Here is a 14,167-nt window from a genome sequence, read left to right on the forward strand (position 1 = left end):
AACCCGCGGGGGCGCTACGGAACTCGCACCCACTCCGCCTTGCTCGGCGTCCCCTCCCCATCCGTCACGAACATCATGTACCACCCCGACTGCACCAGGTTCTTACCCGTGGGCACCGTCACCGTCAGCTTGTCCCCGTCCGCCGTGAAGTCCAGCGCGATGGACCGCTGATCCACGTCCGTGACGTGGGTCGACGCGCTCGGCCGGATCAGCCGCACCTTCTTGACCGTCGACGCCGCACGCGAGGTGAACGTCCCCGACCCACCGCGCGCGATGGTCTGCGGGCCGCCGGACAGGTCGGGCCGCGAGTCGCGGTACAGGTACGGCGGCGTGTAGATCTCGATCCGCTGCTCGAACTTGCCCGGCTTGGTGTTGGCCTTGTCGGCGTAGAGCGAGTCCGAGCCGAAGAACATCAGGCGCCCGTCGGGCAGCAGGATGGACCCGGAGTGGTAGTTGCGCCCCACCAGCGGGTCGGCGACCTGCTCGAACTCGTTCGTGTCCGGGTGGTACAGCCGCGCCTGGAGGATGTTGGAGTCGCCGCGGCCCCGGTAGTCTTCCGAGCCGCCGGAGACCAGCACGCTGTCGTCGGGCAGGATCGAGGCCTGCGGGTAGCGCGTGCCCTTCTCCAGCGACGGTCCGTCGACGAACTTCGGGGCGTCCGCCTTGAGGTCGGCGATCCGGGTCTTCTCGCTGGACAGCTTGGACTCGCCGACCCCGCCGCCGCCGATGACCATGTACTTCTCGTCCTGCGCCGGGGGCAGCAGCACCGTGTTCGCCGTCTCCAGCATGTCCGCGTCGCTCATGCCGGGGACCTTGGTGAACTTGTTGGTCTCCACGTCCCAGATGCCCGGGGTGCGGCCCACGTCGTCGGGCCCGTACCCCGCGTTCGCGCCGGAGTAGAAGATCTTGCCGTTCTGCATCAGGAACAGCGCCGGGTACGTCGGGAACTGGCGGACCTTGTCGGTGTAGGTCCACGCCTTGGTCTTCGGGTCGTAGACCTCGTTCTTGCCGGGGACCAGCTGGCCGATGTCGTCGAGGCCGGAGACGCTGAGGATCTTGCCGTCGCCCAGGGTGGTGAGCGTCGGGTACCAGCGGGCCTCGTGCATCGGGTCGACCTTGATGTACTTCTCGGCGACCGGGTCGAACTCGAAGGCGTCCCGGATGCCCTGGAAGTCCTTCTTGTCGAGGGCGAGCTTCTGTGCGATGCCGTACGTGTTGCGGGCGTCGGCACCCGACAGGCCCTGGATGCGGTAGTTGTCCTCCGTACCCGTCTCGTACGCGCTGCCGCTCTTCTGCGCCTCGACGTAGATCCGGCCGAGGCCCGGGTCGTTGCGCACGAAGGCGCCGGTCGCCGGGTCGAAGACCTTCTCGGCACGCGGCACCAGGACCGGGTCCTTGGAGACGAAGGTCTTGCCGTTCTCCTTGCCGGTGAACTTGGTGCCCGCCGGGAGGGTGATCGGCTTGTCCGGGTTCTCGTTGTGGACGACCATCAGGCCGCCGGCCTTGGTGACGTCGCCCTTGAGCTTCTCGTACCGCTTGGTGCCGCCCGCGATCAGCAGATTGCCGTTGGCGAGCTGCGTGTGTCCGGTGCAGAACAGGTCGGACGGCGTCGGCACCTTCTTGATGGTGCCCTTGACGGGGTCCCAGATCCGGGTGTCGTACTGCTTGTCGTCGGAGTTGTCCTGGTTGTTGCCGGACCCGGCGACCATCAGCACCTTGCCGGTGCGCAGCAGTGCCGCGTGGATGGTGTTCTGCCGGTACTTCTCGGGAAACTCGATGATCTCCCACTTGCCGTTGGCGGCCTTGTACTCCGGCTGATTGATCTTGTACTGGTGGTATTTCTCGGTGCTGAAGCGGTAGAGCCACGGCCCGTTCATCCCGGCCAGCGCGACTACCACCGCCGTGCCTATCGCGAAGCGACGGGCGCGGCGGCGGCCGGCACGGTCTTTCATTCCTTACGTCCCCCAAGTCCACCAAGGGCGATCTGCATGGTCTGGTCGTCTCCCCCGTCGGCGGGGGCGGCCCAGTCGGGCCTGTGCTGCGGCGTGTGCCGTCCGTACGGCGCCTGCTGCGGCGGGACCCGCGGTGCGGGCTCCGCCGCCGCGACCGGCGGTTGCTTCTTCGCCTTCCTCAGCTCGTGGCGCCAGGCGAACATCGGCGACGCGGTGATCAGCAGCGCGAACGTCGCCCAGATGATCATCGCGGGGTGCGAGTGGCCGTAGACGAAGCCGGCGGCGATCGAGCCACCGAAGATCAGGATGAAGTACCAGTGGTACCGGAAGGTGCCGAACAGGGTGTCCGGGCTGGCCGAGTCGCCCTTCGGGGTCACCACGAACTTGCTCTTGCGGCGCAGCACGGAGTCGATGAGCGCCTTGGCGTACAGCGGCGCCGACAGCGCGGACATGATCATGCCGGCCACGCCGCCGGAGCCCTCCGGCTCGTGCGGGGAGACGTTGTGGCGGCGGTTCCACACGTACAGGCCGATCTGGAGCGCGGAGGCGTTGCCGTAGAGCATCAGCCAGACCGCCGGGTCGATGTTGACGCCGGACGCGCCCAGGCCCAGGAACAGGCAGCAGCTCAGCGCCGCCAGGATCCAGTTCAGGGCCGACATCGGATAGAAGATGATCATCATCGTGTAGTTGAAGAGCTTGCTCGGCGGCAGCGAGTACCAGCCCTTCCAGTACTGCTTGAGGATCGTCTCGTACGTCCCCCGCGACCAGCGCATCTGCTGGGTGAAGAAGTCCGTCCAGGCGTTGGGGCCCTCGCCGACCGCGAGCACGTCCGGGGTGTAGACCGAGCGCCACTTGCGGCCGGTGGCCGGATTCTTGTGGCGGTGCATCTCGAAGCCGGTCGCCATGTCCTCGGTGATCGAGTCGTACAGGCCGCCGATCTGCTTGAGCGCCCGGATGCGCACCGCGTTGGAGGTGCCCACGAACATCGGCCCGCCGTAGCGGTTGCCGGCGCGCTGGATCAGCGCGTGGAAGAGGAACTGCTGCGACTCGGCGGCCTTGGTGATCGGGTTGTCGTAGTTGCCGTAGACCTGCGGGCCGATGACGAAGCCGACGTCCGGGTCGCGGAAGAAGCCGAGCATCCGCTCCAGGTAGTTGGGCAGCGGCACGTGGTCGGTGTCGACGGAGGCGAAGAAGTCGTAGTCGTCGCCGTGCGCGTCGAGCCAGGCGTTGTAGTTGCCGTGCTTGGTCTTGGCGCGGTGCGGGCCCTTCTTCCGGTTCCACTTGGCGACGCCCTTGCGGGAGAAGTGGTGCACGCCCAGGCGCGCGCACACCTCCTTCACCTCCGGGTCGTCGCCCTCGTCGAGGAGCCAGACGTGCATCAGGCCGCGGTGGCGGATCCTCACGGCCGCCTCCAGGGTCTTCGTCACCATCTCCAGCGGCTCCTTGCCGGGCACGAAGGAGGTGAGGAAGGCGACCTTGGTGCCGGTCTCGGGCACCACCGGGACCGGGTCGCGGGCGACCAGGGTGGCGTGCGCGTTCGACAGCACGTTCAGGCAGCGGAACAGCTCGATCAGGCCGATCGCGACCAGCATCACGATGTCGAGCGCGGGCAGCCAGTCGAAGGCCACGTAGTCGCGCTCCGTCCAGTGCTCCGGCTGGAGCAGCCAGACCAGCAGCACCACCGACAGCAGCGGGGCGGCGGCCAGCATCAGGGCGACCCGGAGGCGGTGCGGCTCCTGCGAGATCAGCGAGCGGTACTGCACCCGGTACGGCTTGTTCGGGTCGGGCTGGGTGAGGGGGCCCGCGAGGCGGCTGTAGTGCTCGTAGTCGTACTTCGGGAGCGTCTTCTTTATCCGGCGGAACGAACCGGTGTTCCAGTTCCGGTGCCCGGGCACCCTGAGCTGGGTGGTCTGGGACGGGTCGTGGTCCGGCCCGGCGCCCGTCGGCGTCGACGTCATGAGTCATTCCCCCCACACGCGGGTCAGGCGTGTTTCGTCGCTTCCTTCGCCTGCACCGGTCCCCCTCGACCGTCACGGACGTATCAGTGGTGGGTCACTGTCACCACGGCATGCACACCTTATATAGACATGGAATGGTGACCCCCGGTTGCATGATGCCCCCCTCGGCATCCCCTCGGCACCCGGCCGCCCAACCGGACCAGGGTTCTACGGCGTTCGTCATGATCGCAAGACGTCCCGGTCCCGGACACGCCGAAGGCCCCCCGTGTGATACGGAGGGCCTTCGACCGTCGGTGCGCCGCCAGGGACTCGAACCCCGGACCCGCTGATTAAGAGTCAGCTGCTCTAACCAACTGAGCTAGCGGCGCCTGCTGACCTGCACAACTCTACCGGACGCCGACCGGTGCTCCGGACCATGCCCGCGGCACCCGCGGGGCCGCCCCCTCGGCCGGGTACATCATTCGGACCGTCAACATGCGCGTGCTGACGACAGTTGCCAGACTGACCGAGATGTACCGAACCGTACCGCCGCGGACCTGCCGACCGGGAGTGTGAGGGGAATCGCATGGAGACTCCCGTATTCGAGGAGATCGAGCCCGCGAGCGACTGCGACTGCGCCGGCTGCCGCCACTGGCGGCGGGTGCTGCCGCATGCCCCGGCGGGCCGCGCCCTCGCCCATCCGGCGGCGTACCGCACGCTGGTCGCGGCCGCCGCCGCCGCTTCCGCCACCGCCGTGTCCGTCCTCGGCGCGGGCGGGGCGGCGGCGCTCCCGGCGGCCGCCCACGCCGCCCACCGGCCGGGCGTTCCCGCGGGTGACGAGCCCGGCACTCCCCAGGGACCGCGCGGCCCGCTGCACGGCCCGGTCGGCCGGCCCGCGGCGCCCCCGGCCGGTGCGGAACTGGCCGGCATCACCCGTACGGAGATCATCGACCGGGCCAAGAGCTGGGTGGCCGCGAAGGTCCCGTACAGCCTGACCGCCTACTGGTCCGACGGATACCGGCAGGACTGCTCGGGCTTCGTGTCGATGGCCTGGAAGCTGCCCGCCAACGAGTGGACCGGAAGCCTCGGCACGGTCGCCGACCGCATCACCAAGGAGGAGCTCCAGCCCGGCGACATCCTGCTCTTCCACAACGAGTCCGACCCGCAGAAGGGCTCCCACGTGGTGATCTTCGGCGGCTGGACGGACGGCACGCGCACCGCCTACACGGCGTACGAGCAGACCCCGCCGCACACCCGGAAGCTCGACACGCCCTACGCCTACTGGAGCGACTCCGCCCAGTACCTGCCGTACCGCTACAAGGGGGTCGCGGCGGGCGACGTGGCCAAGGCGGGCGCGGCGGGCACCGAGGAGGCACCGCCCGGGGCCGCGGGCCCCGCCTCGCACGGGGTGGCCGGATACCCCGGCCGGGCGATGTTCCGGCCGGGCGCGGACAACCCGTACGTCACCAGGCTCGGCAGGCAGCTGGTGAGGAAGGGCTTCGGCACGTACTACACGAGGGGGCCGGGTCCGCGCTGGGGCGAGGCGGACCGACGGGGTGTCCAGGCCTTCCAGCGCGCCCAGGGCTGGCGCGGCGGAGCGGCGGACGGCTACCCGGGCCCGGAGACCTGGCGGCGGCTCTTCTCCTGAGCGCACCGGGGTGATCATCCGTTCATGACGCGTCTGGCGCGGAGGCTGGAGCACGCATGAGTACGACATCGTCAACGAACCCGGAGACCGCGCCGGCGGCACCGGAGGAGTCCGCGGCGGCGGCCGGTCAGCGGTCCGCCCGGCTCATCCACAACGAGGCCACCACCGAGATCCCCGTCCACCTGCTGTTCCGCGACGACCCCGATCCGGCGCCGGTGCCGCTGCGGCCCGCGGTCGTCGCCCGCCGGCCGGGTCCGGGGGAGCGTACCGGGGCACGGCCGGGCGCGCGGCGCCCCGTCGCGGCGCGACCGCGCCCGGCACCCCAGGTCGACCCGGAGCTGACGGAGCGTCCGGGCCGGGTGCTGCCCGGCGCCGCGGGCGTGGCCGCCGGTCTGTGCGGGGCGGCCGGGTGCGCGGCCACCTCCTGGTGGGCGGGTCTCGTACCGCCGCTCGCGGCCCAGGCGCTGGGGCTGCCGGCGTACGCGGGTGCCGGGCTCGGGCCCGCGCAGTGGGCGGCGTACGCGGCCGCGGGGGCGCTGGGGATGTTCGGGTTCGGAGGTCTGGCCCGGGGCCGGACCGGACGGGCCTGGGTGCTCGGCCTGTTCGGCCGCTACCGGGGGACGGTGCGGCGCACCGGTCTGATGTGGGTGAACCCGCTGCTGCTGCGCCGCCGGGTGGACGTGCGGCTGCGGCACTGGCGCAGCGAGCCGATGCCCGCGGCCGACGGCAACGGCGTGGCGCTCAGGGCGGTGACGCTGGTGGTGTGGCGGGTGCGGGACACCGCGAAGGCCACGCTCGGGGTCGAGGACCACGAGACGTATCTGCGCGAGTGCGTCGAGGCGGCGCTGGCCCGGGTCCCGGTGGAGCCGCTCGGCACGGTGCGCAGCTCGGCGGACGTGGCCGGCGACACCCTGACCCGGCTGGTGGCGGCGGACGCGGCGCCGGTCGGCCTGGAGGTGTTCTCGGTGCGGCCCGTCCGGGTGGAGTACGCCCCCGAGGTCGCCGCCGCGATGCACCGGCGCCGGATCGCGGCGCTGGACGCGGCGCAGCGGGCGAGCGTGCTCACCTCGGTGGTGGACTCCGTGGAGGACACGGTGACCCGGCTGACCATGCGCGGGCTGGTGGAGCTGGACGACTACGAGCGCAAGGTGCTCGTGAAGGACCTGACCGTGGCGTTCTGCGCGGGGCGGGGGGACACGGGGCACTGACCCGTTCCGCGTTTGGTATGGACATGTTCAATTGTCAGCAATAATCTGAGACTTGGTCTAGACCTGCACGGCTCACTGAACTTCCCCACACGTCACAGGGAGCAGCAGTATGCGCACAAGGACCAAGATGTACGCGGCCGCGCTGGGCATGGCGACCACCGGAGCCCTCGTGCTCTCGTCCGGCGGCGCCAGCGGTCACGGCTACACCGACCTGCCCGTCAGCCGGCAGAAGGTGTGCCAGAACGGCACGGTCGGCGGATGCGGCGCCATCCAGTGGGAGCCGCAGAGCGTGGAGGGGCCCAAGGGCTTCCCGGCCTCCGGGCCGGCCGACGGCACGATCTGTTCCGCGGGACACGGGTCGTTCGCCGCGCTCGACAGCCCCAAGCAGCCGAACGGCCAGGCGTGGCCGACCACCAGGGTGAACGGCGGGCAGAGCTACACCTTCCGCTGGCAGTTCACCGCCCGGCACGCCACGACCGACTTCAAGTACTACGTCACCAAGCCGGGCTGGAACCAGAACCACAACCTCGCCCGGTCCGACCTCAACCTCACCCCGTTCTTCACGGTGCCCTACGGCGGCAAGCAGCCCCCGGCCACGCTCTCCCACAGCGGCACCCTGCCGTCCGGGCTGAGCGGACACCACGTGATCCTCGCGGTGTGGACGGTCCACGACACGGGCAACGCGTTCTACGCCTGCTCGGACGTCACCTTCTGAACAGCGGAAGGGCCCCCTCGCCGTGCGAGGGGGCCCTTCCTTCTGTGCGCCGCCAGGGACTCGAACCCCGGACCCGCTGATTAAGAGTCAGCTGCTCTAACCAACTGAGCTAGCGGCGCATGACTCCCGCCGTCCGCTTCCCGCGGTCGGCGACGACGAAAATACTACCCGGTCCCGGGCAGTGCTCGTGACCAGTGCCCGGGCGGTCCTAGATCGCCAGCGACAGCAGCACCGGTGCCGCGCTCCGGTTCAGCTCGTCCGCGGCCCGGCGCAGCCGGTGCGCGTGCTCGACCGGGAGCGACAGGGCCAGGCAGCCCACGGCGGAACCGGCGGTGATCGGCACGGCCGCGCAGACCGTGCCCACCGCGTACTCCTGGAGGTCGAGGACGGGCACGGTGGCCGGCTGGGACTCCAGCCGGGACAGCAGCAGCTTGTCGCTGGTGATGGTGCGCGAGGTCAGGCGGGCCATCCGGTGCCGGGCCAGGTGGTCGCGGCGGCCCGCGTGGTCCAGCTGGGTCAGCAGGGACTTGCCCACCGCGGTGGCGTGCGCCGAGACGCGGAAGTCCACCCACTCGTTCACCCTGGGCGCGGCCGGGCTGTCGGCGTACTGGGTGACGCTGACCTCGCCGTCGACGTACCGGCTGATGTAGACGGCGGCGCCCACCGAGTCGCGCAGCCCCTCCAGGGTGCGCTGGAGCTTCTCGCGCAGCGCCTGCTCGCGGCCCTGGGCCGAGCCGAGGCGGGCCAGCGCCTCCCCGGTGACGTACGCGCCGTCGGCGGTCTGCTCGACGTAGGCCTCGCGGCGCAGCATGCGCAGGAGCGTGGTCAGGCGCTCCGTGCCGATGCCGCTCTCGCGGGCGATCTCGGTGTCGGTGACACCGGAGGTGTGCCGCGCCACCGTCTCCAGGACGCGCAGGGCGTCCTCGGTCGAGTGGTGCGGCGCGGTCGGCTTGTGCTGCAGCGCCACGGTGGTCTCCCCCTGCGCTCGCTGGTGCATCCCTGCGTTCACGATAGCCGCCAAGAGGCTGCCGGGGAGGGGGTGTTGGGCGGATTTCGGGGCTCTCATCTGCGGCGCAGGCCCTCTGGCATATGCCGATGGCCTGCCCCAACGTCCCGACCTCGGACGTTGGGGCGGCCGCGCCGCGCAATTACAGGACGGCGCTGAGAAACTCCCGCGTCCGGTCGTGCTCCGGCTCGCTGAAGATCTTCTCCGGCGCGCCGGCCTCGATGACCCGGCCCGAGTCGAACATCAGGACCTGGTCCGAGATGTCCCGGGCGAAGTTCATCTCGTGGGTCACGCACAGCATGGTGATGTCCGTGCTGCGGGCGATGTCCCGCAGCAGGTCCAGGACGCCCGCGACCAGCTCCGGGTCGAGCGCCGAGGTCACCTCGTCGAGCAGCAGCACCTTCGGACGCATCGCCAGCGCCCGGGCGATCGCCACCCGCTGCTGCTGGCCGCCGGAGAGCTGGGCCGGCCGGGCGTCGCACTTGTCGGCCAGGCCCACCATGTCGAGCAGGCCCTTGGCCCGCTCCACGGCCTCGTCCTTGGGCATCCCGAGGACCGTGACCGGCGCCTCGGTGATGTTGCGCAGGACGCTCATGTTCGGGAACAGGTTGAACTGCTGGAACACCATCCCGATCTGCTTGCGGACCTCGCGCCGCTCCTTCTCGGTCGCCGGGAAGAGCTTCTGCCCGTCCACGGTGATCGTGCCCTCGTCGGGCTTGAGGAGCGTCATCAGCAGCCTGAGGATCGTCGTCTTGCCCGAACCGGACGGGCCGATCAGGGTGACGTGCTTGCCGGCGTCGACGGAGAAGTCCAGGTGGTCCAGGACGGTGTTGTCCCCGAACCGCTTGGTGACCTGCTCCAGGCGGATCAGCTCGCCGGAGCTGCGCTCGGGGCTTTTCTCGGGGTTGGGAAGAGTGTCAGTGGGCAAGGCGTCGCTCCAGGGCTCGCAGGGCAAGGGAGGCCAGGTAGGAGATGACGATGAAGGCCACGCCGATCACCGTCAGGGGCTCGGTGAACTGGAAGTTCTGCTGCGAGAACAGCCGCGCCTCGCCGAGCATCTCCAGCACCGTGATCGCCATCAGCAGCGGCGTGTCCTTCAGCATGGAGATCACGTAGTTGCCGAGGGCGGGGGTCACCCGGCGGATCGCCTGCGGCAGGATGACCGCCGTCCAGGTGCGCCGCATCGGCAGGTTCAGCGCCGTCGCGGCCTCCCACTGGCCGACCGGCACCCCCTCGATACCGGCCCGGTAGACCTGCATCGTGTACGTCGAGTAGTGCAGCCCGATGGCGACCACACCGGTGGTGAGCGCCGAGAAGGTGATGTTCCACTCGGGCAGCACGTAGAACAGGAAGAACAGCTGCACCAGCAGCGGGGTGTTGCGGACGAACTCGGTGACCACACCGACCGGCCAGGTCACCCAGCGGCTCGGCACCCGCATCAGCAGCGCCCACACCAGGCCGAGGCCGAACGAGACCAGCGAGCCGAGGACCAGGATCTGCAGGGTGACCAGCAGCCCGTCCCAGAAGTGCGGCATGAAGTCGGAGACCGCGCTCCAGTCCCATTTCACGACACACCACTTCCCTCAGGCACGCGCACGGCCGCCGTCTTCTTCTTCGGCGCCTTTCCGACGCCCGCCTTCAGCTTCTTCTCCAGGCCGCGCATCACCCGCGTGAGCAGGAACGCGATCACGAAGTAGATCAGCAGGACGTACGTGTAGATCTCCGCGCTCTCCTGCAACGCCAGGCGCACCAGGTTGGCGCTGAAGGCCAGGTCCCCCATGCCCATGATCGACACCAGGGCGGTGCCCTTGAGCAGCTCGATCAGCAGGTTGGAGAACGGCGGGATCATCTCCGGCACCGCCTGCGGCAGCAGGATCAGCTTCATCCGCTGCCAGGGCGTGAAGCTGAGCGCGATGCCGCCCTCCTTCTGCGCCGGGTCGACCGCGGCCAGCGAGCCGCGCACGATCTCGGAGCCGTACGCCCCGTAGGTCAGGCCGAGCGCCAGCGTGCCCGCCCACATCGGCACCAGCTGCCAGCCGAAGGCGGGCGGCAGCACGAAGAAGACCCAGAAGATCATCACCAGCGCCGAGGTGCCGCGGAACACCTCGGTGTAGAAGCCCGCGAGGAAGCGGACGATCCACAGCCGGTGGCTGCGCGCGATGCCGACCACGAAGGAGACGGCCGTCGCCAGCAACGAGCTGAAGAAGAGCAGCTGGACGGTGACCCAGACGCCCTGGAGTACGAGTTCCCACAGTCCCGAGGTCATCCGCCGCAGAGCTCCTTCGCGGTCAGATCGGTCATCTCGTTCTGGGTGAAACCGAAGGGCTTGAGGATGCGCAGCAGTTCGCCGCTCTTCTTGAGCTTCTGGAGCTCGACGTTGAAGGCGTCCCGCAGGTTGGTCTCGTCCGGACGGAAGGCGAAGCCGCCGCCGTCGACGTGGGGCTTGCCGTCGACCAGCGGCGCGAAGGCCTCGGTCGCCTCGGCCTTGCTGGACTTCTTCACCACGTCACGGACGGTCAGCGCGGTCCCCGCGAAGACGTCCACGCGCCCGGACTCGACGGCGTTGAGTCCGGCCACCTGGTCGGGGACGATCAGGATGTCGTCCTCCTTGTACCCGTGCTCCACCGCGTAGGCGATCTCGGCGTAGCCGGTGCCGGTCGCGAACTTGGCCTTCTTCTTGACGACGTCCCGGTAGTTGTGCAGCCCGAGCGGATTGCCCTTGCGCACGATGTACGCGTCGAGCATCTGGTAGTCGGGGTCGGAGAAGATGACCTGCTGGCAGCGGTCGGGGTTGATGTACATCCCGGCCGCCACGACGTCGAACTGCTGGGACGCCAGGCCCGGGATGAGCGAGCCGAACTCCGTCGGCACGGGCTGCACCCGGTCCACTCCGAGTCGCTTGAAGATGACCTTGGCCAGCTCCGGGGCCTCGCCGGTCAACTCGCCGTTCTTGTCGATGTACCCGAAGGGGACCTCACCCGCGATGCCGAGCCGGGCCACGCCCTGGGCCCGCAGCCGGTCGAGCAGGTCGCCTCCCTTCACGTCGGAGGCGGTGGCCACCCGCGAGCAGCCGGCCGCCCCCAGCGCGCCGAGCGCCGCGACCCCCGCGAGCAGCGACCGGCGAGTGGGCCCGGCTGTCCTGGGCCTTTGGTCGGATATACCCCATGGAGGGGTTCTGTGTGGTGGAGCCATGGGCGCGCAGCTACCCGAAGGCGGGCAGGTTATGCCGATCTTTTTCAGTCCGATACATCGGCCCGGCACCCTTGACCGCGAGGCCGCGGGGCACTGCCATGGAGGGCATGGCTGATCGCTACATCGAAGTCTCGCTGGTCAAGCGCGGAATCACCTGCACGGCCCAACTGCTCGACGACCGGGCCCCGATCACCTGCGCGGCCGTCTGGGACGCGCTCCCCCTCGGCGGCGACGTGTACCACGCCAAATACGCCCGCAATGAGATCTACGCCCTGTTTCCGCCCTTCGCGACATCCGAACCCCCGCTGGAGAATCCGACGGTAACGCCCATTCCGGGCGACCTGTGCTATTTCGCCTTCGCGGGCGCCGAACTGGGCACGAAGGCGTACGGCTACGACCGCGAGGTCCGCCCCGGCACCACCCTCGTCGACCTCGCGCTCTTCTACGAGCGCAACAACCTGCTGCTCAACGGCGACGTCGGCTGGGTCCCCGGCACCGTCTGGGGCCGCATCACCGAGGGCCTCGACACCATGGCCGAGGCCTGCAACGACCTGTGGCGCACGGGAGCGGCGGGGGAGACGCTCAGCTTCCGCCGGGCGTAGCCGACGACACGGAGAACCCTTCGCCGCCGTACAGCGACTCGTACTCGACCTCGATGACGAGCCGCCGGTCGATCAGGCCCCAGAACTCCTGGAGCCGGTCGGAACCGGTGCTCCTGGACCGGTCCAGGAGCACCAGGAACGTCTCCTGCCCGGCGAGCACGACGGAGCCCGCCCTCAGGGAGTACGTCTTCGGCCACAGTTCGGGGGTGAAGAGCGCCCCCTTGACCTCCCGGTTCCACTCCCCGGCCGCCGCGCCGTCCAGGCGCACCACGCTGCGCGTCACGACGGCAGGACCCAGCCCGGCGTTGACGAGCTTCAGCCCGACCACGTCGTCCTGGCGTATCCGCCGGATCCGCAGCAGGGGTCTGACCGACTGCCGGTTGTGCAGCCGGGCCGCCCTGGTCTGGGCCCAGCTGACCCACAGCGATCCGAGCGCGATGACCGTGGCGGCCACGGCGATGACCGTCTCCGCGCTCAACCGGCGCTCCGCGCGGTCACGAGGGCGGTCTCCGCCCCGTACAGCGCGTGCGCGGTCCGCAGGACCAGGTCGTCGCGGTGCCGGGCCGCGACGATCTGGAGGCCGACGGGCAGCCCGTCGCCGTCGGTCCCCACCGGCACCGTCGCGGCCGGCTGCTGCGTCAGGTTGAACGGATACGTGAACGGCGTCCACCCCGTCCACCGCCGGTACCCCGACCCCTTCGGCACCTCCACCCCCGCCTCGAACGCCGTGACCGGCAACGTCGGCGTCACCAGCAGGTCGTACGACCCGTGGAACACGCCCATCCGCCGCCCCAGCTCCATCCGCACGTCCACCGCCGCCAGATAGTCCAGCGCCGAGTACCGCGCCCCCGCCCCCACGATCTCCCGCAGCCCCGGGTCCAGCAGCTCCCGCTGCCCCGCCCGCAGGTGCTGCACCACCCGCGCCGCCCCGCTGAACCACAGGGTGTGGAAGGCGTCCACCGGGTCCGTGAAGTCGGGGTCGGCCTCCGTCACGTACGCGCCCAGCTCCGCCAGCCGCTCCACCGCCCGCCGCACCGCACCGGCCACCGCCGGACGCACCGCCACCTGCCCGCCGAGTGTGGGCGAGTACGCCACCCGCAGCCCCCGCACCCCGCCCGACAGGACCTCGGTGTACGACCCGGACGCCGGGCCCAGCGCCGACCAGTCCCGGGCGTCCGGGGTGCCGACGACGTCCAGCATCAGCGCCGCGTCCGCCGCGTCCCGGGTCATCGGACCGACGTGCGCGAGGGTGCCGAACGCGCTCGCCGGATACAGCGGCACCCGGCCGTACGTCGGTTTCAGGCCGAAGATGCCGCAGAAGGACGCCGGGATGCGCACGCTGCCGCCGCCGTCCGTGCCCAGCGCCAGCGGCCCCGCCCCGAGCGCCACCGCCGCCGCCGCGCCCCCGCTGGAACCGCCCGCGGTGCGGGAGGGATCGTGCGGATTCCGCGTCACGCCGGACAGGGGCGAGTCCGTCACGCCCTTCCAGCCGTACTCGGGCGTGGTGGTCTTGCCGACGAACACCGCGCCGTGCTCGCGCAGCCGCGCCACGGACGGCGCGTCCTCGTCCCAGGGGCCGTCCGGGGAGACGGCCCGGGAGCCGCGCAGGGTCGGCTGACCGCGGGTCAGCAGGATGTCCTTCACCGTGACCGGCACCCCGTCCAGACGCCCGCACGGTTCCCCGCGGCGCCACCGCTCCTCGGCCCGCCGGGCCTGGTCCAGCGCCTCCTCGCCGGTCAGCCGGACGAACGCGTTCACCTCCGGCTGGATCCGTTCGGCCCGCTCCAGCACGGCCCGGGTCGCCTCAACGGGGCTGAACGCGCCCTTGCGGTAGCCGTCGACGAGCTGTACGGCAGTCAGCTCGGTGAGGTCGGTCATGCGGCACCCTCCCGCGGGTCGGTGACGTC

13 protein-coding genes and 2 tRNA genes are annotated in these 14,167 nt (G+C 70.4%); 4 read left to right on the plus strand and 11 right to left on the minus strand.

What is annotated here, in order from left to right; all coding sequences use genetic code 11:
• Nucleotides 1–14 precede the first annotated feature (14 nt).
• From glxA to R2E43_RS24015, 3 genes are all read right to left on the minus strand, one after another.
• Nucleotides 15–1,952, minus strand: coding sequence for a radical copper oxidase GlxA (glxA, locus tag R2E43_RS24005; RefSeq protein WP_011028609.1), 1,938 nt, complete (start codon nucleotides 1,950–1,952; stop codon nucleotides 15–17).
• Nucleotides 1,949–3,910 carry a glycosyltransferase family 2 protein gene (locus R2E43_RS24010; RefSeq protein WP_136209369.1) on the minus strand — a complete coding sequence of 654 codons (1,962 nt, stop codon included), beginning with the start codon at nucleotides 3,908–3,910 and terminating at the stop codon, nucleotides 1,949–1,951. Before R2E43_RS24010 ends, glxA begins: the two co-directional genes overlap by 4 nt.
• Before the next feature lie 294 nt (nucleotides 3,911–4,204).
• A tRNA-Lys gene (locus R2E43_RS24015) sits at nucleotides 4,205–4,278 on the minus strand.
• A 197-nt stretch (nucleotides 4,279–4,475) separates the two neighbouring features.
• Between R2E43_RS24015 and R2E43_RS24020 the strand changes: the two genes are divergently transcribed.
• The 3 genes from R2E43_RS24020 to R2E43_RS24030 all read left to right on the plus strand — a co-directional run bounded on the left by R2E43_RS24020 (nucleotide 4,476) and on the right by R2E43_RS24030 (nucleotide 7,460).
• On the plus strand, nucleotides 4,476–5,537 hold the full coding sequence (locus R2E43_RS24020) for a peptidoglycan-binding protein (RefSeq protein WP_332056550.1): 1,062 nt from the start codon (nucleotides 4,476–4,478) through the stop codon (nucleotides 5,535–5,537).
• 56 nt (nucleotides 5,538–5,593) lie between these two features.
• On the plus strand, nucleotides 5,594–6,745 hold the full coding sequence (locus R2E43_RS24025) for an SPFH domain-containing protein (RefSeq protein WP_003975966.1): 1,152 nt from the start codon (nucleotides 5,594–5,596) through the stop codon (nucleotides 6,743–6,745).
• Between the two features lie 109 nt (nucleotides 6,746–6,854).
• Nucleotides 6,855–7,460: a lytic polysaccharide monooxygenase auxiliary activity family 9 protein gene (locus R2E43_RS24030; protein WP_189283049.1), complete on the plus strand. Its 606-nt coding sequence runs from the start codon at nucleotides 6,855–6,857 to the stop codon at nucleotides 7,458–7,460.
• A 45-nt stretch (nucleotides 7,461–7,505) separates the two neighbouring features.
• Here the strand turns inward: R2E43_RS24030 and R2E43_RS24035 are convergent.
• From R2E43_RS24035 to ehuB, 6 genes are all read right to left on the minus strand, one after another.
• Nucleotides 7,506–7,579, minus strand: a tRNA-Lys gene (locus R2E43_RS24035).
• 89 nt (nucleotides 7,580–7,668) lie between these two features.
• Nucleotides 7,669–8,427, minus strand: a complete 759-nt coding sequence (locus R2E43_RS24040; RefSeq protein ID WP_030866451.1) for an IclR family transcriptional regulator — start codon at nucleotides 8,425–8,427, stop codon at nucleotides 7,669–7,671.
• A 181-nt stretch (nucleotides 8,428–8,608) separates the two neighbouring features.
• Nucleotides 8,609–9,394, minus strand: a complete 786-nt coding sequence (ehuA, locus tag R2E43_RS24045) for an ectoine/hydroxyectoine ABC transporter ATP-binding protein EhuA (RefSeq protein WP_003975969.1) — start codon at nucleotides 9,392–9,394, stop codon at nucleotides 8,609–8,611.
• Nucleotides 9,384–10,034, minus strand: coding sequence for an ectoine/hydroxyectoine ABC transporter permease subunit EhuD (gene ehuD / locus R2E43_RS24050; protein WP_003975970.1), 651 nt, complete (start codon nucleotides 10,032–10,034; stop codon nucleotides 9,384–9,386). Before ehuD ends, ehuA begins: the two co-directional genes overlap by 11 nt.
• The gene (gene ehuC / locus R2E43_RS24055; RefSeq protein ID WP_003975971.1) at nucleotides 10,031–10,732 is read right to left on the minus strand and encodes an ectoine/hydroxyectoine ABC transporter permease subunit EhuC; all 702 of its coding nucleotides are present in this window, start codon (nucleotides 10,730–10,732) and stop codon (nucleotides 10,031–10,033) included. Before ehuC ends, ehuD begins: the two co-directional genes overlap by 4 nt.
• Entirely contained in the window at nucleotides 10,729–11,658 is a 930-nt protein-coding gene (ehuB, locus tag R2E43_RS24060) for an ectoine/hydroxyectoine ABC transporter substrate-binding protein EhuB (RefSeq protein WP_003975972.1), read from the minus strand. Before ehuB ends, ehuC begins: the two co-directional genes overlap by 4 nt.
• Before the next feature lie 107 nt (nucleotides 11,659–11,765).
• Between ehuB and R2E43_RS24065 the strand changes: the two genes are divergently transcribed.
• Nucleotides 11,766–12,260, plus strand: coding sequence for a DUF3830 family protein (locus tag R2E43_RS24065; RefSeq protein ID WP_003975973.1), 495 nt, complete (start codon nucleotides 11,766–11,768; stop codon nucleotides 12,258–12,260).
• On the opposite strand, the gene R2E43_RS24070 is transcribed toward R2E43_RS24065, so the two are convergent.
• Together R2E43_RS24070 and R2E43_RS24075 are read right to left on the minus strand one after the other, a co-directional pair.
• Nucleotides 12,241–12,738 (minus strand): hypothetical protein, encoded by a 498-nt coding sequence (locus R2E43_RS24070; protein ID WP_332056551.1) that lies wholly within the window; start codon nucleotides 12,736–12,738, stop codon nucleotides 12,241–12,243. The genes R2E43_RS24065 and R2E43_RS24070 overlap by 20 nt on opposite strands.
• A complete protein-coding gene (locus tag R2E43_RS24075) occupies nucleotides 12,735–14,138 on the minus strand; it encodes an amidase (protein ID WP_265697671.1) in 1,404 nt (467 codons plus the stop codon). Before R2E43_RS24075 ends, R2E43_RS24070 begins: the two co-directional genes overlap by 4 nt.
• Nucleotides 14,139–14,167: the final 29 nt, after the last annotated feature.

The organism is Streptomyces violaceoruber (genome assembly GCF_033406955.1).
Classification (GTDB): domain Bacteria; phylum Actinomycetota; class Actinomycetes; order Streptomycetales; family Streptomycetaceae; genus Streptomyces; species Streptomyces violaceoruber.

Bases quoted from the DNA above. Each gene is read 5' to 3' on its own strand.
- ehuC (WP_003975971.1), bottom strand. From the start codon at position 10,732: ATGACCTCGGGACTGTGGGAACTCGTACTCCAGGGCGTCTGGGTCACC.
- ehuB (WP_003975972.1), bottom strand. From the start codon at position 11,658: ATGGCTCCACCACACAGAACCCCTCCATGGGGTATATCCGACCAAAGG.
- R2E43_RS24065 (WP_003975973.1), top strand. From the start codon at position 11,766: ATGGCTGATCGCTACATCGAAGTCTCGCTGGTCAAGCGCGGAATCACC.
- R2E43_RS24020 (WP_332056550.1), top strand. From the start codon at position 4,476: ATGGAGACTCCCGTATTCGAGGAGATCGAGCCCGCGAGCGACTGCGAC.
- R2E43_RS24030 (WP_189283049.1), top strand. From the start codon at position 6,855: ATGCGCACAAGGACCAAGATGTACGCGGCCGCGCTGGGCATGGCGACC.
- R2E43_RS24025 (WP_003975966.1), top strand. From the start codon at position 5,594: ATGAGTACGACATCGTCAACGAACCCGGAGACCGCGCCGGCGGCACCG.
- R2E43_RS24075 (WP_265697671.1), bottom strand. From the start codon at position 14,138: ATGACCGACCTCACCGAGCTGACTGCCGTACAGCTCGTCGACGGCTAC.
- glxA (WP_011028609.1), bottom strand. From the start codon at position 1,952: ATGAAAGACCGTGCCGGCCGCCGCCGCGCCCGTCGCTTCGCGATAGGC.
- R2E43_RS24010 (WP_136209369.1), bottom strand. From the start codon at position 3,910: ATGACGTCGACGCCGACGGGCGCCGGGCCGGACCACGACCCGTCCCAG.